Below are 18,954 nucleotides of genomic sequence, written 5' to 3' on the forward strand. Positions count from 1 at the left end.
GCGGAGTGCGCGCACAGACGGGCGGGTTCACTCTCATGTGTGACGCCGAGCACACCAACCAGGTAAAGACCTCATCAAATAGTTTGTGATACGGTTCACGAGACTCGGGGATGAGCCGAAGGGCCGCAGTGCGACGGCCCATTGGCGTGAGGTTCCCTCCCCACCCGGGACTACGCTCGTCCATGACGACACCCTGCCCCCTTAGCAAGCGGAGCTGCCGCCATGCCGTCCAATGACGCCCGGATTCTCCTTCAGGCCGCCGTGCCCACGGCTGCCGTCGGCGCGATTGCCGCCGTCGTCAGTGGTGTGGTCGCCGGGGGCAAGGGAGCGGTCGGGGCGGTCGTCGCGACGCTGGTCGTGATCCTCTTCATGGGGCTCGGGCTCTACGTTCTGCAGCGAACTGCCAAATCGCTTCCGCACCTTTTCCAGGCGATGGGTCTGATGCTCTATACGGCACAGATTCTGCTGCTGTTCATGTTCGTCGCCGCGTTCAAAGACACGACGCTGTTCCACCCCAAGGCCTTCGCGTTCACGCTGGTCGCCGCCACGCTCGCGTGGATCGGTTGCCAGGCCCTTGCCCAGATGAAGGCCAAGATCCTCTACGTCGAACCCGACTCCTCGAAGGGCGACAAGCCCGAAAAGACGGGCCACTCGTCGTGAGGGGTAGGGCCGGGATAAGTGCACGTAAGAGATCCTGCTATCGTCCGGTGCCAACTGCGGCATCGCGGGCGCGGGCATCCGAGCTGACGCCTGCTCTAGCGCGAGGCTCAATGCCCCACAGCCGCCCCCACATCCGTAACACCTGTCCAGTGCCGAACCGCGGCTGCGCGCCGCGCCGACACAACGAGGTTGCCGTACCTATGCGTCACGCCGAAGGAGCCCGTGGTGAGTGCTGACCAGACCCAGCTCGCCTTTGACTGGAGCTGTCGGATCATGTCCGACAACGGCTGCGGCTTCCCGGCTCCGGGCCTGCACTCGTTCCTCTTCAAGCCGATCGCCGAGGTCGGCGGGTTCGAGTTCAACAAGGTGATGCTGCTCGCCCTCATCACCACGGGGCTCGTCATCAGTTTCTTCTACGCGGCCTTCGGCAACGCCAAGGTGGTTCCGGGCAAGCTGCAGATGGTCGGCGAGGCCGGGTACGACTTCGTCCGCCGCAGCATCGTGTACGAGACCCTCGGTAAGAAGGAGGGCGAGAAGTACGTCCCCTTCATGGTCTCGCTGTTCTTCTTCATCTGGATCATGAACATCTGGTCCGTGATCCCGCTGGCTCAGTTCCCGGTCTCGTCGATCATCGCGTTCCCGATGGTGTTGGCCGCCATCGTCTGGATCATCTGGGTCTCGCTGACGTTCAAGCGCCACGGCTTCGTCGGCTTCTTCAAGAACGTCACCGGCTACGACAAGTCGCTGGGCCCGGTCCTCCCGCTCGTGATGTTCATCGAGTTCTTCTCGAACCTGCTGGTCCGCCCCTTCACGCACGCGGTGCGACTCTTCGCCAACATGTTCGCCGGTCACCTGATGCTGGTCATGTTCACCGTGGCCTCGTGGTACCTGCTGAACAGCTGGATGATCCCGGCGGCCGGTGTCTCCTTCGTGATGACCGTCGCCATGATCGGTTTCGAGCTTTTCGTGCAGGCCGTCCAGGCGTACGTCTTTGTCCTCCTCGCCTGCACGTACATCCAGGGCGCTCTCGCCGAGCACCACTGAGCTCCCGCCCCGCAAGTCCCAAGAACGTCCGGTGGCCAACCCCCGCCGGTTCATGAAAGAGAAGGAAGAATCAGCATGGCTGCCATGGAGACCCTCGCCGCCCTTGAAGGCAACATCGGTGCCGTCGGCTACGGCCTTGCCGCCATCGGCCCCGGCGTCGGCGTCGGCATCATCTTCGGCAACGGCACTCAGGCCCTCGCCCGCCAGCCCGAGGCGGCCGGCCTGATCCGTGCCAACCAGATCCTCGGTTTCGCGTTCTGTGAGGCGCTTGCCCTCATCGGCATCGTCATGCCGTTCGTCTACTAGGCCGACGCTCTGACGATCGAAACCTTTCAACGAAAGGCACTGACGTGATCGCCAACCTGGTACAGCTGGCGGCCGAGGAGAAGCAGAACCCGCTTGTCCCGCCCGGTCCCGAGCTGCTCGTCGGCACCATCGCCTTCGCCATCGTGTTCTTCTTCTTCTGGAAGAAGCTCCTCCCGAACATCAACAAGGTTCTGGAAGAGCGCCGCGCGGCGATCGAAGGCGGCATCGAAGAGGCCGACGCCATGAAGACCGAGGCCCAGAGCGTGCTGGAGCAGTACAAGGCTCAGCTCGCCGAGGCCCGGCACGAGGCCGCGCGGCTGCGCCAGGAGGCGCAGGAGCAGGGCGCCACGCTCATCGCCGAGATGCGTGCGGAAGGCCAGCGGCAGCGTGAGGAAATCATCGCCGCCGGTCACACGCAGATCGAGGCCGACCGCAAGGCCGCAGCCTCCGCGCTGCGTCAGGACGTGGGCAAGCTCGCCACCGACCTGGCCGGCAAGCTCGTCGGTGAGTCCCTCGAGGACCACGCCCGGCAGAGCCGCACCGTCGACCGCTTCCTCGACGAGCTCGAGGAGAAGGCCGAGGCGGCTCGATGAACGGAGCGAGCCGCGAAGCCCTGGCTGCCGCACGTGAGCGTCTCGACGCGCTGACGGACAACACGTCCGTGGACGCGGTCGCGCTCGCCGACGAACTGGCCGCCGTCACGGCGCTGCTCGACCGCGAGGTCAGCCTGCGTCGGGTCCTCACCGACCCGGCGCAGCCCGGCGAGGCCAAGGCCGAGCTGGCCGGCCGGCTGTTCGGCGGCCAGGTCGGCGAGACCACCGTCGACCTGGTGTCCGGCATGGTGCGCTCCCGCTGGTCGCAGCCCCGCGACCTGGTGGACGCGATCGAGGAGCTGGCCAACACGGCCGACCTCACCGCGGCCCAGCAGGCGGGCACGCTCGACGAGGTGGAGGACGAGCTGTTCCGGTTCGGCCGGATCGTCTCCTCCAGCACCGAGCTGCGTGCCGCGCTGACGAACCGCGCCGCCGGCACCGCCGCCAAGACCGAGCTGCTGCGCAGCCTCCTCGGCGGCCGGGCCAAGACCGGAACCGAGCGGTTGGTCACGCGCCTTGTGACCGCGCCGCGGGGACGTAGCCTGGAGGCGGGACTCGAGTCCCTGTCCAAGCTCGCTGCCGAGCGCCGAGACCGCATGGTCGCCGTCGTCACCTCGGCGGTCCCGCTGAGCGACCCGCAGAAGCGGCGCCTGGGTGCCGCCCTCGCGAAGCTCTACGGGCGTCCGATGCACCTCAATCTCGATGTCGACCCCGAGGTCGTCGGAGGGATCCGGGTGCAGGTGGGTGACGAGGTCATCAACGGCTCCATCGCGGACCGGCTCGAGGACGCCACTCGCCGCATGGCGGGCTGACAGCAACTCAATACACGTACCAATACACGCACGTACGAAGACAGGCAGTACTACGGCCCTGGTTGGGCCGTGCAGAGGATTCCTGGGGGTCGCCCCCAGACCCCCAAGTTGAAACTTCGGGCCCAACAAGGAGAGCAGGGAACCCAGATGGCGGAGCTCACGATCCGGCCGGAGGAGATCCGGGACGCGCTGGAGAACTTTGTCCAGGCGTACAAGCCGGACGCGGCCTCGCGCGAGGAGGTCGGTACGGTCACCCTTGCCGGCGACGGCATCGCGAAGGTCGAGGGCCTGCCCTCGGCCATGGCCAACGAACTGCTGAAGTTCGAGGACGGCACCCTCGGCCTCGCGCTCAACCTCGAAGAGCGCGAGATCGGCTGCGTTGTCCTCGGTGAGTTCAACGGCATCGAGGAGGGCCAGCCGGTCAGCCGTACCGGCGAGGTGCTGTCGGTCGCCGTGGGCGAGGGCTACCTCGGCCGCGTCGTCGACCCGCTCGGCGCCCCGATCGACGGCCTCGGCGAGATCGAGACGTCAGGCCGCCGCGCCCTGGAGCTGCAGGCTCCGGGCGTCATGGTCCGTAAGTCGGTGCACGAGCCGATGGAGACCGGCTACAAGGCCGTCGACACGATGACCCCGATCGGCCGTGGCCAGCGTCAGCTGATCATCGGTGACCGGCAGACCGGCAAGACCGCGCTGGCCGTCGACACGATCATCAACCAGCGCGACAACTGGCGCACGGGCGACCCGAAGAAGCAGGTCCGCTGCATCTACGTCGCCATCGGTCAGAAGGGCTCGACCATCGCCTCCGTGCGTGGTGCCCTCGAAGAGGCCGGCGCCCTGGAGTACACGACCATCGTCGCCGCCCCGGCGTCCGACCCGGCCGGCTTCAAGTACCTTGCGCCGTACACCGGTTCGGCAATCGGCCAGCAGTGGATGTACGAGGGCAAGCACGTCCTCATCGTCTTCGACGACCTCTCGAAGCAGGCCGACGCCTACCGCGCCGTGTCCCTGCTGCTCCGCCGTCCGCCGGGGCGCGAGGCCTACCCCGGTGACGTCTTCTACCTGCACTCCCGTCTGCTGGAGCGCTGCGCGAAGCTCTCCGACGACATGGGCTCGGGCTCGATGACCGGTCTGCCGATCGTCGAGACGAAGGCCAACGACGTCTCGGCGTTCATCCCGACCAACGTCATCTCCATCACCGACGGCCAGTGCTTCCTGGAGTCGGACCTGTTCAACGCCGGTCAGCGCCCAGCGCTGAACGTCGGTATCTCCGTCTCCCGAGTCGGTGGCTCCGCCCAGCACAGGGCGATCCGCCAGGTCTCCGGCCGGCTCCGCGTCGACCTCGCCCAGTTCCGTGAGCTGGAGGCCTTCGCCGCCTTCGGTTCCGACCTGGACTCCGCGTCGAAGGCGCAGCTGGAGCGCGGTCAGCGCATGGTCGAGCTGCTCAAGCAGCCGCAGTACCAGCCGATGGCCACCGAGGACCAGGTCGTCTCCATCTGGGCCGGCACCACCGGCAGGATGGACGAGGTGCCGGTCGCCGACATCCGCCGCTTCGAGAAGGAGCTGCTGGAGTACCTGCACCGCAAGGAGCAGGGCCTGCTCACCTCCATCAAGGAGGGCGGCAAGATGTCGGACGACACGATCACGGCCATGAGTGACGCCGTCGCGGAGTTCAAGAAGCAGTTCGAGACCTCGGACGGCAAGCTGCTCGGCGAGGACACCCCTGCCGCTGCGGGCAAGTGACGACGGAAGGGACCTGACTCATGGGAGCCCAGCTCCGGGTCTACAAGCGTCGCATCAAATCCGTCACCGCGACCAAGAAGATCACCAAGGCGATGGAGATGATCGCCGCCTCGCGCGTCGTCAAGGCGCAGCGCAAGGTGGCGGCCTCCACGCCGTACGCGACCGAGCTCACGCGCGCGGTCACGGCGGTCGGCACCGGCTCGAACACCAAGCACCCGCTGACCACGGAGGCGGAGAACCCGACCCGCGCCGCGGTACTGCTCCTCACGAGCGACCGCGGCTTGGCCGGCGCCTTCAACTCCAACGCCATCAAGGCGGCGGAGCAGCTGACCGGCCGTCTCGAGCGCGAGGGCAAGGAGGTCGACATCTACATCGTCGGCCGCCGCGGAGTCGCCCACTACAACTTCCGTGAGCGCAAGATCTCGGAGCAGTGGACCGGCTTCACCGACGCGCCCTCGTACGGGGACGCCAAGAAGGTCGCGGCCCCGTTGATCGAGGCCATCGAGAAGGAGACGGCGGACGGCGGCGTGGACGAACTCCACATCGTCTACACCGAGTTCGTCTCGATGATGACGCAGACGGCGGTCGACAGCCGTCTGCTGCCGCTCAGCCTCGAAGAGGTGGCGGAGGAGTCGCACACCAAGGGCGAGATCCTTCCGCTGTACGACTTCGAGCCGTCGGCGGAGGACGTCCTCGACGCCCTGCTGCCGCGCTACGTCGAGAGCCGTATCTACAACGCGCTGCTCCAGTCGGCTGCCTCCAAGCACGCCGCCACGCGCCGCGCGATGAAGTCGGCGACCGACAACGCCGGGGATCTCATCGAGAACCTCACCCGGCTTGCCAACGCGGCCCGCCAGGCCGACATCACCCAGGAAATCAGCGAGATCGTCGGTGGCGCCAGCGCCCTGGCCGACGCGACCGCGGGGAGTGACAAGTAATGACGACGACAGTTGAGACGGCCGTTGCCACGGGCCGCGTCGCCCGGGTGATCGGCCCGGTCGTCGACGTGGAGTTCCCCGTCGACGCGATGCCGGAGATCTACAACGCCCTTCACGTCGAGGTGGCGGACCCGGCCGAGGCCGGCAAGAAGAAGATCCTGACCCTGGAGGTCGCCCAGCACCTGGGTGACGGACTGGTCCGTACGATCTCCATGCAGCCCACCGACGGTCTGGTCCGCCAGGCCTCGGTCACCGACACCGGCACGGGTATCACCGTCCCGGTCGGCGACTTCACCAAGGGCAAGGTGTTCAACACCCTCGGTGAGGTGCTGAACTCCGACGACGCCTTCGAGGGCGAGCGCTGGCCGATCCACCGCAAGGCCCCGGCCTTCGACCAGCTCGAGTCGAAGACCGAGATGTTCGAGACGGGCCTGAAGGTCGTCGACCTTCTCACCCCGTACGTGCGAGGCGGCAAGATCGGTCTGTTCGGTGGTGCCGGTGTCGGCAAGACCGTGCTGATCCAGGAAATGATCATGCGTGTGGCCAAGCTGCACGAGGGCGTTTCCGTGTTCGCCGGCGTCGGTGAGCGCACCCGTGAGGGCAACGACCTCATCGACGAGATGACCGAGTCCGGCGTGCTGGACAAGACCGCGCTGGTCTTCGGTCAGATGGACGAGCCCCCGGGCACCCGTCTGCGCGTGGCCCTGGCCGGTCTGACCATGGCGGAGTACTTCCGCGATGTGCAGAAGCAGGACGTGCTGTTCTTCATCGACAACATCTTCCGCTTCACCCAGGCCGGTTCCGAGGTGTCGACCCTGCTCGGCCGCATGCCGTCCGCGGTGGGCTACCAGCCCAACCTCGCGGACGAGATGGGTCAGCTGCAGGAGCGCATCACCTCGACCCGTGGTCACTCGATCACCTCGATGCAGGCGATCTACGTCCCCGCGGACGACCTGACCGACCCGGCTCCGGCCACGACCTTCGCCCACCTCGACGCGACGACGGTGCTCTCCCGTCCGATCTCGGAGAAGGGCATCTACCCGGCCGTGGACCCGCTGGACTCCACGTCCCGCATCCTGGACCCGCGTTACATCTCGCAGGAGCACTACGACTGCGCCATGCGCGTCAAGACGATCCTGCAGAAGAACAAGGACCTCCAGGACATCATCGCGATCCTCGGTATCGACGAGCTCGGCGAAGAGGACAAGCTCGTCGTCCACCGTGCCCGTCGCGTGGAGCGCTTCCTGTCGCAGAACACCCACGCCGCCAAGCAGTTCACCGGCCTGGACGGTTCGGACGTGCCGCTCGACGAGTCGATCGCCGCGTTCAACTCGATCTGCGACGGTGAGTACGACCACTTCCCGGAGCAGGCGTTCTTCATGTGCGGTGGCCTGGAGGACCTCAAGGCCAAGGCCAAGGAGCTCGGCGTCTCCTGAACCTCGAGTTCATGAAGGGGGGCGGGGCCGCCCTTACGGGGTGCGTCCCGCCCTCCTTCGTACGCCTACTAGACTTTGACCCAACACCCGGTACCAATCACCGGGTGGTGACCCGAGGAGCCCACCTTGGCTGCTGAGCTGCATGTCGAGCTCGTCGCCGCGGACCGCAGTGTCTGGTCCGGCGAGGCCACCCTGGTCGTCGCGCGCACCACGTCCGGCGACATCGGCGTCATGCCCGGTCACCAGCCGCTGCTCGGTGTGCTGGAATCGGGCCCGGTGACCATCCGTACGAGTGATGGTGGAACGGTCGTCGCGGCGGTGCATGGCGGTTTCATCTCGTTCGCCGACAACAAGCTGTCGCTGCTGGCCGAGATCGCCGAGCTGGCGGACGAGATCGATGTCCAGAGCGCGGAGCGGGAGCTGGAGCGCGCGAAGGCGGAGGGCGACGCGTTCGCCGAGCGTCGCGCGGACGTCCGACTGCGAGCGGTGGCGGCACGCTGAAACCAGCGCGCCACAGGACTTGACTCAGCCGCGGCCAGGACCGGAGCCTTCTCCGGACCGGGCCGCGGCTGCGGCAATGCGGGTGCTTTTTCCTTTTCCGTTACCTAGGAGACGAGGAGGTCGGTGTCGATGGTCCTCGCTCTGACTGTGTGCGGCTTGGTAGTCCTGCTGGCGGCGGCCGGACTCTTCGTCTTCGGCGTGCGCCGCAGACTGATCCAGCGCTCCGGCGGCACCTTCGACTGCAGCCTCCGCTGGAATACGCCCGAGAAAAGCGACACCAGCGGCAAAGGCTGGGGCTACGGCATCGCCCGCTACAGCGGCGACCGCATCGAATGGTTCCGCGTCTTCTCGTACGCTCCCCGTCCGCGCCGCATCCTGGAACGCTCGGCGATCGAGGTGGCCGGCCGCCGCGCCCCCGAGGGCGAGGAGGAGCTGGCGCTGCTCTCCGACGCGATTGTGCTCGCCTGTCTCCACCGGGGTACGCGGCTTGAGCTGGCTATGAGCGAGGACGCGCTGACCGGGTTCCTGGCATGGCTGGAGGCGGCCCCTCCGGGGCAACGAGTCAATGTGGCTTAAAAAGCTGTCTCGTTGAATGGGGGTCCCCCCGGACGGAGTCTGGGTGAGAGAACCTCGCCGCGATTGCAGTTTGCGTCAGTGAGAGTTGCTCGGCGTGTCGGGGTGTGAGGCGAGGGGCGGGCTGGTGTGACCCGGCCGCCGAATCAGCCGGTGCCGCGCACGGCACCGGCTGATCGGGATCCGATTTCTCGACCGGGGGTGCCCATCGCGGTATGTCGGCGCAGTAACCCGTGCTTCTGCAGAAAAGCCGCAGGTAGTCCGACTGCCGCATCCCCCGGTGAGAATGGGCGGCCCACCGGCCAGATCTCTTCCAGAATCCACGCTCGCCCCGGTGGTCGTGGGGGTTCCTGAATATGTCACTCGAATGGTCCAGCACTCTCAGAGCTTCCTGTCGCTGGGGCGTACCGGTTCCCCCCGGTACGAACCGTCCGACTGTGTGCCGTTGCGAAGGATCAAGGAGCTGCCGCGGCGGACGAGTTGGCGTTCGGGGCTACTCCTTTCGGGTGATTGGGTGAGCAGTGTCTTGTCACTCGATTGGACGTATGGGTTACTAAGAGTGTGAACCGGCGGGCTGCCCATCCCCGAGCCGGGGGAACGTTCGGACAGGCAGCGCTCGCCGGTTTTTTCCTTGCCCAGGGGAGATGGTGAAGGCTGCTGCACGCCCGGCTGGGTGTGCGGGGACGCCTGTGTCGGTTCGTTCACCCGGGCGTGGCTGCACTGCTGATCGGTGCTCGCCGCATCGGAAGGAGTCGAGCAAGGGCCGACGTGCGTGCCTGTAGCGGCGTCCGCACTCCTGCGACGTGGCAGTCGATGGCTGGCCATTCCTGCCGGTTCCTCGCATGTCCCCATCAACGAGCGAGGAGTGTCCTCATGCCAATCTCTCCGAATCAAGGTTCCACCGGGGGCGGGACCCCGGTGACCATCACGGGTACGAACCTGTCCAACACCAGCGCGGTGACGTTCGGCGGCAAACCTGCCACGAGCGTCACCAACGTCTCCCCGACCCAGGTCACCGCCGTCTCCCCCTCGGGAACCGGCACGGTCGGCGTCACGGTGACCACCCCGGGCGGGACCAGCAACCCGCTGTCGTACTTCTACGTCGGCGCCCCGTTCAAGTCGTCCCTGGGCACCACTTCCGGGCCGCTGGCCGGCGGCAACACCATCACCATCAACGGCACCGGCCTGTCGACGGCCACCAGCGCCTCCTTCGGCGGGGTCACCGCCACGCCGACCGTGACCAGTGACAGCTCGCTCAGCGTCGTGGTGCCCGCGGGCGCGGCGGCCGGGCCGGTGTCGGTGAGCGTCACCACCGCGGGCGGCACGAACAACGGCCTCAGCTACACCTACGTCGACAGCCCAACGATCGGGACCATCAGCCCGACCTCGGGTTCGACCGCGGGCGGGACGGCCGTGACCATCACCGGAACCAACCTGGAAAGCACGGACTCGGTCACCTTCGGCGGCGCCGCGGCGCCGTTCTCGGTGATCAACACGACCACGCTGTCCGCGGTCACTCCGCCCGGCGCCGCGGGAGCGGCCGACGTGGTCGTGACCAACCCCGCCGGGTCGGACACCGAGGTCGGCGGCTTCACGTACATCGCCGGCCCCGGTATCTGACCGGTCCGATCGCCTCCGCGACAGGAAGGCCATGAACCCCCGTCCGGGCGGCAGTCCCCCCTCCGCCCGGACGGGCTCGACCTCGCAGCCACGCCATCCCGCGGTCACACGATGGCGTGGCCGCGCGCGTCTTCGATCCCCCAGTCCTGCGTGAAGGAGCACAGCCATGCCTCCCCCTGTCGTCTCTTCGGTCAGCCCCAACCAGGGGCCGGCCGCGGGTGGTACCACCGTCACCGTGACCGGAACCGGTTTCACGGGAGTGACAAGTGTCCGGTTCGGGGCCAAGTCCTCCCCGGCGTTCACCAGCAGCAGCACCACCAAGATCACGGCGCGGACACCCTCAGGCACCGGCACCGTGAACGTCACCGTCACTACCAGCGGGGGCACAAGCACCCAGTCCGTGCCCTTCACCTATGTGCCGGCTCCCTCTCTCACGGGCCTGTCGCCGGCTGAGGGTCCGGTGTCCGGGGGGACGACCGTGGTCTTGACGGGTGCGAGCTTCTCCGGCGTGACGGCGGTGGAGTTCGATGGGGTCCCGGCGGCCTCGTTCACCGTGGACAGCAGCAGTCAGATCACCGCGGTGACTCCTGCTCATGCAGCCGGGCCTGCGGCGGTCACGGTGACCACCTCTTCCGGCACCAGCAACGCCCTCAACTTCACCTACTCCGCTGCCCCGTCCGTCACCGGACTGTCGCCGAATCAGGGCCCGGTGTCCGGGGGGACGACAGTGACCCTCACGGGTGCGAACTTCTCCGGTGCGACGGCCGTGCAGTTCGGCGGGGTGGCGGCGGCTTCGTTCACCGTCGACAGCGGCACGCAGATCACCGCGGTGGCCCCCTCCCATGCGGGTGGGGCCGCGGCGGTCACGGTGACCACCCCCGGTGGCACCAGCAATCCCGCCGATCCCAACGCGTTCTTCTACTACGCCGCGCCGCCCTCGCTGACCGGCCTCGTCCCTCCCTCCGGAACCACGGCGGGCGGCACCACGGTCACGCTCACCGGCAGCGACCTCCTCGGTGCGACGGCGGTGGAGTTCGGCGGGGTGGCGGCGGCCTCGTTCACCGTCGACAGCAGTACGCAGATCACCGCCGTGGCTCCCTCCCATGCGGCTGGTACTGCGGCGGTCACGGTGACCACCCTCGGCGGTTCCAGCAACCCCGTCGGCTACGTCTACCTCGATACCCCTGTGCTGGTCTCCCTCGAGCCCGACCTGGGACCGGCGGATGGCGGCACGGTCGTCACGCTGACCGGCAACAATGTCGCGGCCGCCACCGACGTGCGGTTCGGCGCCGTCACCGCGTCGTTCACCGTGGTCTCCCCGACGCAGATCACCACCGTCGTTCCGGCAGGCACCGCCGGGCCGGTCTCCGTCACGGTGACCACACCCGCCGGCACCAGCAACGGCTTGACGTACACGCGACTCGCCGCGCCCAGTATCTGATGCGCAGCGAGTTCGCGAACCGCGGGTGAGGTCCCCCCAGACGAGTAGATGTGGCCTGAAAGGCCACATCTACTCGTTGGTTTGAGGATCCCCCCGGACGAAGTCCGGGGGGATCCTCAAACTGGCCCAGTGATTACCTGAGGCCGTCGTCGATGGCCTTCACCAGCTCGCCGTTGCTGGTGTCACCGCTGAACTCCCAGAAGAACGCCCCGCCCAGGCCCTGCTTCTTGGCCCAGCTCATCTTCCCGAGGACCGTCGCCGGGGTGTCGTAGGACCACCAGTCGCTGCCGCAGTGCGCGTATGCCGTTCCGGCGATCGTGCCGGTGGCCGGGCAGGACGCCTCGAGGACCTTGTAGTCCTCGAAGCCCGCCTCCCAGGTTCCCGCCGCGGGGCCGGTGGCCGTGCCGCCCGGTGCGTCCTGGGTGACGCCGGTCCAGCCGCGGCCGTAGAAGCCGATGCCGAGCAGCAGCTTGTTCGCCGGTACGCCCGCTTCCTTGTACTTGGCGATCGCGGCGGCCGAGTTGAAGCCCTGCGCCGGGATGCCCTTGTACGAGGTGAGCGGGGAGTGCGGTGCGGTCGGGCCGTTCGCGGCCCAGGCGCCGAAGAAGTCGTACGTCATCACGTTGTACCAGTTGAGGTACTTCGCGGCGCCTGCGTACTCGGCCGCTTCGATCTTGCCGCCGTCGGAGGCGTCCGCGGTGACGGCCGCGGTGACCAGGTTCTGCGAGCCGAACTCGGCGCGCATGGCCGCCATCATGTCCTTGATGGCCGTGGCGCCGCTGGTGTCACAGGTCAGGCCGCAGGCGTTCGGGTACTCCCAGTCCAGGTCGATGCCGTCGAAGACATCCGCCCAGCGCGGGTCCTCGACCAGGTCGTAGCAGGACTGGGCGAAGGCCGCCGGGTCCTTGGCCGCTTCGGTGAAGCCGCCGGACCAGGTCCAGCCGCCGAAGGACCAGAGGATCTTGATGTCGGGGTACTTGGCCTTCAGCTGGCGCAGCTGGTTGAAGTTGCCCTTGAGGGGCTGATCCGCGGTGTCGTCCTGGCCGTTCACCGACTGGTCGGCGGTGAACGGCTTCTCGTAGTCGGCCCACGAGTCGCCGATCGCGCACTTGCCGTCGACGACGTTGCCGAAGGCGTAGTTGATGTGGGTGACCTTCTCGGCTGAGCCCGAGGTCACCAGGTTCTTGACGTTGTAGTTGCGGCCGTAGATGCCCCACTCGATGAAGTAACCGAGGTTGACCTTGGAGCTGGGACCCGGCGCGACCACACCGTCCGAGGCGGACTTGGCGAGGGCGGCGGTCGCGGGCTGGGCGGGGCTCGCGAGGCCGACCAGGCCGGCGAGCGGCAGCAGCAGGGTGGCGAACCCTGCCACGGCTCTGTGTCTGAAGCGCATGCTGCGCCTCCTTGAGGTTGTTGGTGCATGCGTGAGCGCAGTGCCGCGAGAATAGAAAGGTCTGGACCATCGGTCAATAGGTCTGGACCAATGGTTACTCAGGCATGCCGCCCCCGGGTGCCCGTCCTCAGAATCAGACGCCCAACTCCTGCGCCAGTACGGCGGCCTGGACCCGGCTGCGCAGTTCGAGCTTGCCGAGGAGCCTGCTGACGTGGGTCTTCACGGTCGCCTCGGCCATCGCCAGCCGGTCCGCGATCTCGGCGTTGGACAGCCCGTCGCCGAGGCACGACAGCACCTCGCGTTCACGGCGGGTGAGGGCGTCCAGAACCGACGGGTCCGGCCCTGGCCCCCGTACCGGCTTCGCCGCGAACTCGGCGATCAGCCGTCGGGTCACCGCGGGCGCGATCAGGCCCTCGCCGCGTGCCACCGTCCGCACCGCCGCGAGCAGTCCCTTCGCGTCCGTGTTCTTGAGCAGGAACCCGGAGGCGCCGGCCCGCAAGGCGCCGAAGACGTACTCGTCGAGGTCGAAGGTGGTCAGTACGAGCACGTCGCAGAGGTGTTCGTCGACGACCTGGCGGGTGGCCGAGACGCCGTCGAGGCGGGGCATCTGAATGTCCATCAGCACCAGGTCGGGCCGGAGTTCACGCGCCAACGCGACCGCCTGTTCGCCGTCCGCGGCCTCCCCGACCACCTCGATGTCGGGCGCGCTGCGCAGAATGAGGACCAGCCCGGCGCGTACGGCGGACTGGTCCTCGGCGACGAGCACGCGGATCATTCGGTTCCTCCCAGGGTGGTCGGCAGGGTGGCGTGTACGGCCCAGATCTTGCCGTCGGGCGAGGTGCCGGGCGATCCCTCGGGTCCGGCTTCGAAGGTGCCGCCCAGCAGCGCGGCCCGCTCCCGCATGCCGACGAGCCCGGCGCCCGAGCCGGGTGCCCGCGGCGCGTCGCGGTCTCCGTACGGGCTGGTCATCCGCACCGTGAGCGAGCCGTCCTGCTGGGCGAGCGTCACGGTGACCCGGCCGGGGGCGGCGTGCTTCAGGGCGTTGGTCAGGGACTCCTGGACGATGCGGTAGGCGGCGAGCTCGACCGGGGCGGGGAGTTTGTCGTGCGTGGCGTCGAGCGAGACGTCGAGACCATTGGCGCGCGCACCCTCCACCAGCGCGTCGAGCCCGTCGAGGGTGGGGGCGGCGGTCGGCTCCTTCTCTCCGCTGTCGTCCCGGAGTATGCCGATCAGCCGGCGCATCTCGGCGAGCCCTTCGACGCTGTTCTCGCGGATGACGGCGAGGGCCTCCTTGGAGGTGCCCGGGTCGTCGAGGGAGAGCGCGGCAGTGGAGTGGATGGCGATCGCGGACAGGTGGTTGGCGACCATGTCGTGCAACTCCCGTGCCATCCGGGCGCGTTCGGCGGTGACCGCCTGGCTGCGGTCGAGCTCGGCGAGCAGGGCGGTCTGTTCGGCGCGCAGGCGGGCGGCCTCGGCTGCGTCGCGGTGGTTGCGCACGATCCAGCCGGTGACGGCCGGCGTGAGCGTCATCATGCCGAGGATCACGCCGATCAGCAGCGCCTCCGGCACCTGCCAGGCCGCGACGGCCACCACCGTGCCGGCCACGGTGACCAGTCCGGTGATCCAGGGGACGCGGCGAGCCGTGGCGGGCGGCCCGTACACCACGGCCGCGTACACGAGGTCCGTGAACATCACTAGGGTGACCAGGCTGCCTTGCGTGACGGTGTCGACCGTCAGCGCGGCCGTGCCTGCCAGCAGGGCCGAGCGCGGGCACGTCCGGCGTAGCGCCTCGCACACGGCCGTGACCGCGAGCGGCAGCAGGATGGGCCAGCGACCGTGCCAGAGCACGCCCGGATCGTGGGCGACGCGGGTGCCGAGGCCGAGGCCCCATAACAGGAGCCCGCCGAGCAGGCCCGCGACACCGACGCACACGTCGAAGCGGTGCGGGCGGGGGAGTCGTACGGCCATGACTCCATCCAACACGGCGTGCCCCGGCGGCGCCTGATGCTGGGGGACGGTCCGCGAGTACATCGAAGGATGCAGCGCGACTTCGTCACTGACGACGACGATCCGAGGGCGGGCCGACGGGAGCCTGGAGAGGTGACCGAGAGGAGCTTCCCGTGATTTTCGCGCTGATCATCGCCTGCGAGGTCGGTTTCTGGGTGCTGCTGGCGGCGGGCCTGGCCGTCCGCTACCTGCTGAAGATGCGCCGTACGAGCGTTGCCCTGCTGCTGTGTGAACCGATCCTCGAGGTCGTGCTGTTCGTGGCGGCGACGATCGACCTGAAGCAGGGCGGCGAGCCGAGCTGGGAGCATGGCCTGGCCGCCCTCTACATCGGCTTCACGGTGGCGTACGGCCACTACACGATCCGCTGGCTCGACGGCCACGCGGCCCACCGCCTGGCCGGTGGCCCGCGCCCGCCGAAGCCGCCGCGCTACGGCATGGCGCGGGCCCGGCACGAGGGCCGTCTGTGGCTCCGTACGCTCCTCGCGGCGGCCATCGCGTGCGCACTGCTCCAGGGCGCGGTCTGGTACGTCGGCGACGCCGACACCTCGTCGCTGCGTGCCTTCCAATGGGCGGCCCTCAGGACCGCCGGCATTCATGGCCTGGTCGCGCTGACGTACCTGGTCCGGTCGAAGAAGGCCCCGGACGGGCCCGGGCGGACCGAGAGCACAGACCACGGGAGCGCAGACGAGCTCACGCACTCGAAGGAGAGTGTCCGTCGATGAGCCGGGCGAGGAAGAACCTGCTGGAGGGAGTCGTCACCTCCGTGGTCGGCCTGGCGTTGTGGCTGTTCACCGGCGATGTGGAGATCCCCTTCTACACCCTGACGAAGGTCGGGGTGGTCCTGATGTGGATCGGAGGTGCGCTCGTCGCGACGGGGCTGTTCCAGGCGGTGCTCGCATCGGCCCGGAACCGGTAGGCAGCGTCAGCGCTCCCCGCCCGGCACCCACAGCACGTCCCCGACCTCCTTGTTGGCCGTCCGCGCAAGGATGAACAGCAGGTCCGACAGCCGGTTCAGATAGGTCGCCGTGAGCGGATTCATCACCTCGCCGTGGACCTCCAGCGCTGCCCACGTCGACCGCTCCGCTCGCCGTACGACCGTGCACGCCTGGTGCAACAGGGCCGCACCGGCCGTGCCTCCGGGCAGGATGAAGGAGCGGAGCTTCTCCAGCTCGGCGAGGAACAGGTCGCAGTCCGCCTCCAGCTTGTCGATGTAGAACTGCTCGACGCGCAGCGGCGGGAACTCCGGGTTTTCGACGACCGGCGTGGACAGATCGGCCCCGACGTCGAAGAGATCGTTCTGCACGCGCGTGAGGACCTTGACGACCTCCTCGTTCAGCCCTCCGAGAGCGATCGCCGTACCGATCACCGCGTTCGCCTCGTTGGCGTCGGCGTACGCCGCGATCCGCAGATCGGTCTTGGCGACCCGGCTCATGTCGCCGAGGGCGGTGGTGCCCTGGTCGCCGGTCCTGGTGTAGATGCGCGTCAGATTGACCATGTGACCAGCCTAGTTACGCTCCGGCCTTCCGGAACACTCGTGTGCCCACTGTCACGGCGAGCGTCGCGAAGCCGACGGCCATGATCACGCCGTACAGCATGGACGAAGTCGCGTACGAGCCGATGTACGCGTCTCGCACCGCGTCGACCAGATAGCGCACCGGCATGAAGCGCGAGAGCACGTCCAGCCAGCCGGGCGCCAGGGCCATCGGCAGCATCAGACCGGACAGCAGCATGGACGGCATCGCGATCGCGTTGATGGCAGGACCGAACTCCTGCGGGGTCCGCACCGTCATCGCGAACGCGCACGAGAGCGCGGCGAGCGACACGGAGAGCAGCGCCACGAAGCCGAAGCCGATGAGGACGCCGACGAGCGGTGCGCGCAGGCCCATCGCCAGCGCCGTGACCACCAGCAGCACGGACTGGAAGACGAAGAGCAGGGCGTCACGCAGTACCCGTCCGAGCAGCAGGGCCAAGCGGCTGACCGGGGTCACCCGCATCCGCTCGATCACTCCGGTCTGCTTCTCGATGATGATCGAGAAACCGCTGAAGGAAGCGCCGAACAGGCCGAGTTGAAGCAACAGCCCGGGGACCAGCACCTGCCATGAGGAGCCTTGCGAGCCCAGGGGCAGGTCGGTGAGCAGCGGTCCGAAGAAGAGCAGGTAGAGCAACGGCATGAGGATGCCGAAAAGCATCTGGAACCTGGAGCGCAGGGTCTGGCGGGCATAGCGGCCGAAGACCAGCGCGGTGTCGTGGGCGAGCAAGGGATGACTCCTGTAGGCGACTAGACGGCGACGGGGGTGGTGTCCTGGGGCGGGGCGCTGCGGCCGGTGATGGCGAGGAACGTGTCCTGGAGCGTCGCGTCGATCGATCCGCCGTACTTGAGCTTCAGCGCGCCCGGCGTGCCCTCGGCCACCACCGTTCCCTTGTCGACGATCACCAGGCGGTCGGCGAGCGCGTCCGCCTCGTCGAGGTAGTGCGTGGTCAGGAAGACCGTCGTGCCGTACTCGTCGCGCAGCCGCCGCACCAGATCCCACAGATCGGCGCGGCTGCCGGGATCGAGGCCGGTCGTCGGCTCGTCGAGGAAGAGCACCTCGGGCCGGTGTATCAGGCCCATCGCGATGTCCAGCCGACGCCGCTGGCCGCCGGAGAGCGCCGCGCACTTGCGGTCCAGGAACTCGGTCAGGTCCAGCTCCCGGGCCAACTCTTCGGCACGGGCGATCGCCTGAGCTTTTGTCAGGCGGTACAGGCGTCCCTGGGTGACCAGTTCCTCGCGTACGGAGATGGTCGGGTCGACGCCTCCGGACTGGGCGACGTAGCCGGTCTTCTCGCGTACGCGGCCGGGTTCGCGTACCAGGTCGCACCCCGCGACCGTGGCGGCGCCCCCGGTGGGCGCGAGCAGCGTGGTGAGCATCCGGAGCGTGGTGGTCTTGCCCGCGCCGTTGGGTCCGAGAAAGCCGACGATCTCGCCCGGATGGACGGTGAGGTCAACGCCCCGCACCGCCTCTACCGGGCCCTGTTTCGTGTGGAAGGTCCGGGCCAGCCCGGCCGTACTGATGATTGCCATGCGCCAAGAAAAACAGAGTCACTGAAATTTTGCAACGTCACCAAAAATTAGCCGACACCAAGATTGCGTCGACCGCAGCGAAGCTACGATGGGGGCATGACGGAGGGGCTCAGGGAGCGGAAGAAGCGGCAGACCCGGCAGCACATCTCGGACATCGCCACCAGGCTGTTCGTCGAGCGCGGCTTCGTGACGGTGACCATCGCCGAAGTCGCCGACGCCGCCGACGTCTCCGTCAACACCGTGTACAACTACTTCCCGGCCAAGGAGGACCTCTTCCTCGACCGCAGCAAGGGCATCGTCGGCAGGCTCTCGCGGTATGTGCGGGCCCGGGACGAGGGCGAGTCGGCCGCCGCCGCCGTACTGCGCGAACTGCGCGAGGAGGTCGAGGCCGTCTCGCCCAAGGTGGGGCTCATGGAGGGCTACGGCGACTTCCTCCGCGTCATCCATGAGGCGGACGCGCTCAAGGCCCGGCTGTGGCTCGTTCAGCAAGAGGCGTTGGAGCACCTCGAACAGACCCTCAGGGAGGAGACGGACGCGGCCCCCGGCGACCTGCTGCCCACTCTGGTGGCGGGGCAGATCAGCTGGGTCCAGTCCACACTCATGGGCATGATCGGCCGTGAGATGGTCGCGGGCCGGGCGCCCGCCGAAGTGTCCCGCGAAGCCCTCGCTCTCCTCGACGACATGGAGGACCTTTTGAGCGAGAAGGTCCTCAACTACGCCGTACGAGCACCGGAATGACCCCTGCCAGTGTGATGTCCGTCATCTGAGACGTGACGCGCATTACTAACTAGTCACACGGCCCTTCACGAGCGCTAAGGTCCGCCGGAGA

The 18,954-nt window shown here is 68.0% G+C and carries 20 protein-coding genes and 1 pseudogene; 15 read left to right on the plus strand and 6 right to left on the minus strand.

Going from position 1 to position 18,954, the window contains the following annotated elements:
* Positions 1-222 precede the first annotated feature (222 nt).
* The 12 genes from ACGFNK_RS10845 to ACGFNK_RS10900 all read left to right on the plus strand — a co-directional run bounded on the left by ACGFNK_RS10845 (position 223) and on the right by ACGFNK_RS10900 (position 11,664).
* Complete coding sequence (locus ACGFNK_RS10845) at positions 223-660, plus strand: hypothetical protein (RefSeq protein ID WP_386354019.1); 438 nt, start codon at positions 223-225, stop codon at positions 658-660.
* 273 nt (positions 661-933) lie between these two features.
* Positions 934-1,704, plus strand: a complete 771-nt coding sequence (gene atpB / locus ACGFNK_RS10850) for a F0F1 ATP synthase subunit A (protein ID WP_393414425.1) — start codon at positions 934-936, stop codon at positions 1,702-1,704.
* 75 nt (positions 1,705-1,779) lie between these two features.
* Entirely contained in the window at positions 1,780-2,010 is a 231-nt protein-coding gene (atpE, locus tag ACGFNK_RS10855; protein WP_165265056.1) for an ATP synthase F0 subunit C, read from the plus strand.
* A gap of 44 nt (positions 2,011-2,054) precedes the next feature.
* Positions 2,055-2,603: a F0F1 ATP synthase subunit B gene (locus ACGFNK_RS10860; protein ID WP_393414105.1), complete on the plus strand. Its 549-nt coding sequence runs from the start codon at positions 2,055-2,057 to the stop codon at positions 2,601-2,603.
* Positions 2,600-3,415, plus strand: coding sequence for a F0F1 ATP synthase subunit delta (locus tag ACGFNK_RS10865; protein ID WP_393414108.1), 816 nt, complete (start codon positions 2,600-2,602; stop codon positions 3,413-3,415). Before ACGFNK_RS10860 ends, ACGFNK_RS10865 begins: the two co-directional genes overlap by 4 nt.
* A 147-nt stretch (positions 3,416-3,562) precedes the next feature.
* Positions 3,563-5,155, plus strand: coding sequence for a F0F1 ATP synthase subunit alpha (gene atpA / locus ACGFNK_RS10870; protein ID WP_033323862.1), 1,593 nt, complete (start codon positions 3,563-3,565; stop codon positions 5,153-5,155).
* Between the two features lie 20 nt (positions 5,156-5,175).
* The gene (locus ACGFNK_RS10875) at positions 5,176-6,093 is read left to right on the plus strand and encodes a F0F1 ATP synthase subunit gamma (protein ID WP_393414112.1); all 918 of its coding nucleotides are present in this window, start codon (positions 5,176-5,178) and stop codon (positions 6,091-6,093) included.
* Positions 6,093-7,529: a F0F1 ATP synthase subunit beta gene (atpD, locus tag ACGFNK_RS10880; protein WP_393414115.1), complete on the plus strand. Its 1,437-nt coding sequence runs from the start codon at positions 6,093-6,095 to the stop codon at positions 7,527-7,529. The genes ACGFNK_RS10875 and atpD overlap by 1 nt, the downstream gene beginning before the upstream one ends.
* Before the next feature lie 126 nt (positions 7,530-7,655).
* A complete protein-coding gene (locus ACGFNK_RS10885; RefSeq protein ID WP_393414118.1) occupies positions 7,656-8,030 on the plus strand; it encodes a F0F1 ATP synthase subunit epsilon in 375 nt (124 codons plus the stop codon).
* A gap of 129 nt (positions 8,031-8,159) precedes the next feature.
* On the plus strand, positions 8,160-8,606 hold the full coding sequence (locus tag ACGFNK_RS10890; RefSeq protein ID WP_344388707.1) for a DUF2550 domain-containing protein: 447 nt from the start codon (positions 8,160-8,162) through the stop codon (positions 8,604-8,606).
* 870 nt (positions 8,607-9,476) lie between these two features.
* Positions 9,477-10,223 carry an IPT/TIG domain-containing protein gene (locus tag ACGFNK_RS10895; RefSeq protein WP_393414122.1) on the plus strand — a complete coding sequence of 249 codons (747 nt, stop codon included), beginning with the start codon at positions 9,477-9,479 and terminating at the stop codon, positions 10,221-10,223.
* 166 nt (positions 10,224-10,389) lie between these two features.
* The gene (locus ACGFNK_RS10900) at positions 10,390-11,664 is read left to right on the plus strand and encodes an IPT/TIG domain-containing protein (protein WP_393414125.1); all 1,275 of its coding nucleotides are present in this window, start codon (positions 10,390-10,392) and stop codon (positions 11,662-11,664) included.
* A gap of 133 nt (positions 11,665-11,797) precedes the next feature.
* Here ACGFNK_RS10900 and ACGFNK_RS10905 read toward each other — a convergent pair.
* From ACGFNK_RS10905 to ACGFNK_RS10915, 3 genes and pseudogenes are all read right to left on the minus strand, one after another.
* A pseudogene (locus ACGFNK_RS10905) lies at positions 11,798-12,916 on the minus strand (glycoside hydrolase family 18 protein); the annotation flags it as partial.
* A gap of 274 nt (positions 12,917-13,190) precedes the next feature.
* The gene (locus ACGFNK_RS10910; RefSeq protein ID WP_393414128.1) at positions 13,191-13,832 is read right to left on the minus strand and encodes a response regulator; all 642 of its coding nucleotides are present in this window, start codon (positions 13,830-13,832) and stop codon (positions 13,191-13,193) included.
* A complete protein-coding gene (locus ACGFNK_RS10915) occupies positions 13,829-15,025 on the minus strand; it encodes a sensor histidine kinase (RefSeq protein WP_393414131.1) in 1,197 nt (398 codons plus the stop codon). The genes ACGFNK_RS10910 and ACGFNK_RS10915 overlap by 4 nt, the downstream gene beginning before the upstream one ends.
* 152 nt (positions 15,026-15,177) lie before the next feature.
* On the opposite strand from ACGFNK_RS10915, the gene ACGFNK_RS10920 reads away from it, so the two are divergent.
* Together ACGFNK_RS10920 and ACGFNK_RS10925 are read left to right on the plus strand one after the other, a co-directional pair.
* The gene (locus tag ACGFNK_RS10920) at positions 15,178-15,786 is read left to right on the plus strand and encodes a hypothetical protein (protein WP_386354042.1); all 609 of its coding nucleotides are present in this window, start codon (positions 15,178-15,180) and stop codon (positions 15,784-15,786) included.
* Complete coding sequence (locus tag ACGFNK_RS10925) at positions 15,783-15,980, plus strand: DUF5708 family protein (protein ID WP_386354044.1); 198 nt, start codon at positions 15,783-15,785, stop codon at positions 15,978-15,980. The genes ACGFNK_RS10920 and ACGFNK_RS10925 overlap by 4 nt, the downstream gene beginning before the upstream one ends.
* A 6-nt stretch (positions 15,981-15,986) precedes the next feature.
* Here ACGFNK_RS10925 and ACGFNK_RS10930 read toward each other — a convergent pair whose 3' ends face one another.
* Genes ACGFNK_RS10930 through ACGFNK_RS10940 form a run of 3 tightly spaced genes read right to left on the minus strand, consistent with a single transcriptional unit; the run spans position 15,987 to position 18,125 of the window.
* Positions 15,987-16,559, minus strand: coding sequence for a cob(I)yrinic acid a,c-diamide adenosyltransferase (locus ACGFNK_RS10930; protein ID WP_393414135.1), 573 nt, complete (start codon positions 16,557-16,559; stop codon positions 15,987-15,989).
* A gap of 13 nt (positions 16,560-16,572) precedes the next feature.
* Positions 16,573-17,322, minus strand: a complete 750-nt coding sequence (locus ACGFNK_RS10935) for an ABC transporter permease (protein ID WP_393414138.1) — start codon at positions 17,320-17,322, stop codon at positions 16,573-16,575.
* Between the two features lie 20 nt (positions 17,323-17,342).
* Positions 17,343-18,125 (minus strand): ABC transporter ATP-binding protein, encoded by a 783-nt coding sequence (locus ACGFNK_RS10940; RefSeq protein WP_393414140.1) that lies wholly within the window; start codon positions 18,123-18,125, stop codon positions 17,343-17,345.
* A 96-nt stretch (positions 18,126-18,221) separates the two neighbouring features.
* On the opposite strand from ACGFNK_RS10940, the gene ACGFNK_RS10945 reads away from it, so the two are divergent.
* On the plus strand, positions 18,222-18,863 hold the full coding sequence (locus tag ACGFNK_RS10945) for a TetR/AcrR family transcriptional regulator (RefSeq protein WP_393414143.1): 642 nt from the start codon (positions 18,222-18,224) through the stop codon (positions 18,861-18,863).
* Positions 18,864-18,954 lie beyond the last annotated feature (91 nt).

The organism is Streptomyces sp. NPDC048825, from assembly GCF_043198355.1.
GTDB classification, from domain to species: domain Bacteria; phylum Actinomycetota; class Actinomycetes; order Streptomycetales; family Streptomycetaceae; genus Streptomyces; species Streptomyces xiangluensis.

Bases quoted from the DNA above. Each gene is read 5' to 3' on its own strand.
- ACGFNK_RS10900 (WP_393414125.1), top strand. From the start codon at position 10,390: ATGCCTCCCCCTGTCGTCTCTTCGGTCAGCCCCAACCAGGGGCCGGCC.
- ACGFNK_RS10890 (WP_344388707.1), top strand. From the start codon at position 8,160: ATGGTCCTCGCTCTGACTGTGTGCGGCTTGGTAGTCCTGCTGGCGGCG.
- ACGFNK_RS10895 (WP_393414122.1), top strand. From the start codon at position 9,477: ATGCCAATCTCTCCGAATCAAGGTTCCACCGGGGGCGGGACCCCGGTG.
- ACGFNK_RS10945 (WP_393414143.1), top strand. From the start codon at position 18,222: ATGACGGAGGGGCTCAGGGAGCGGAAGAAGCGGCAGACCCGGCAGCAC.
- atpB (WP_393414425.1), top strand. From the start codon at position 934: ATGTCCGACAACGGCTGCGGCTTCCCGGCTCCGGGCCTGCACTCGTTC.
- ACGFNK_RS10865 (WP_393414108.1), top strand. From the start codon at position 2,600: ATGAACGGAGCGAGCCGCGAAGCCCTGGCTGCCGCACGTGAGCGTCTC.
- ACGFNK_RS10845 (WP_386354019.1), top strand. From the start codon at position 223: ATGCCGTCCAATGACGCCCGGATTCTCCTTCAGGCCGCCGTGCCCACG.
- ACGFNK_RS10915 (WP_393414131.1), bottom strand. From the start codon at position 15,025: ATGGCCGTACGACTCCCCCGCCCGCACCGCTTCGACGTGTGCGTCGGT.
- atpE (WP_165265056.1), top strand. From the start codon at position 1,780: ATGGCTGCCATGGAGACCCTCGCCGCCCTTGAAGGCAACATCGGTGCC.
- atpD (WP_393414115.1), top strand. From the start codon at position 6,093: ATGACGACGACAGTTGAGACGGCCGTTGCCACGGGCCGCGTCGCCCGG.
- ACGFNK_RS10925 (WP_386354044.1), top strand. From the start codon at position 15,783: ATGAGCCGGGCGAGGAAGAACCTGCTGGAGGGAGTCGTCACCTCCGTG.
- ACGFNK_RS10930 (WP_393414135.1), bottom strand. From the start codon at position 16,559: ATGGTCAATCTGACGCGCATCTACACCAGGACCGGCGACCAGGGCACC.
- ACGFNK_RS10910 (WP_393414128.1), bottom strand. From the start codon at position 13,832: ATGATCCGCGTGCTCGTCGCCGAGGACCAGTCCGCCGTACGCGCCGGG.
- ACGFNK_RS10875 (WP_393414112.1), top strand. From the start codon at position 5,176: ATGGGAGCCCAGCTCCGGGTCTACAAGCGTCGCATCAAATCCGTCACC.
- atpA (WP_033323862.1), top strand. From the start codon at position 3,563: ATGGCGGAGCTCACGATCCGGCCGGAGGAGATCCGGGACGCGCTGGAG.
- ACGFNK_RS10940 (WP_393414140.1), bottom strand. From the start codon at position 18,125: ATGGCAATCATCAGTACGGCCGGGCTGGCCCGGACCTTCCACACGAAA.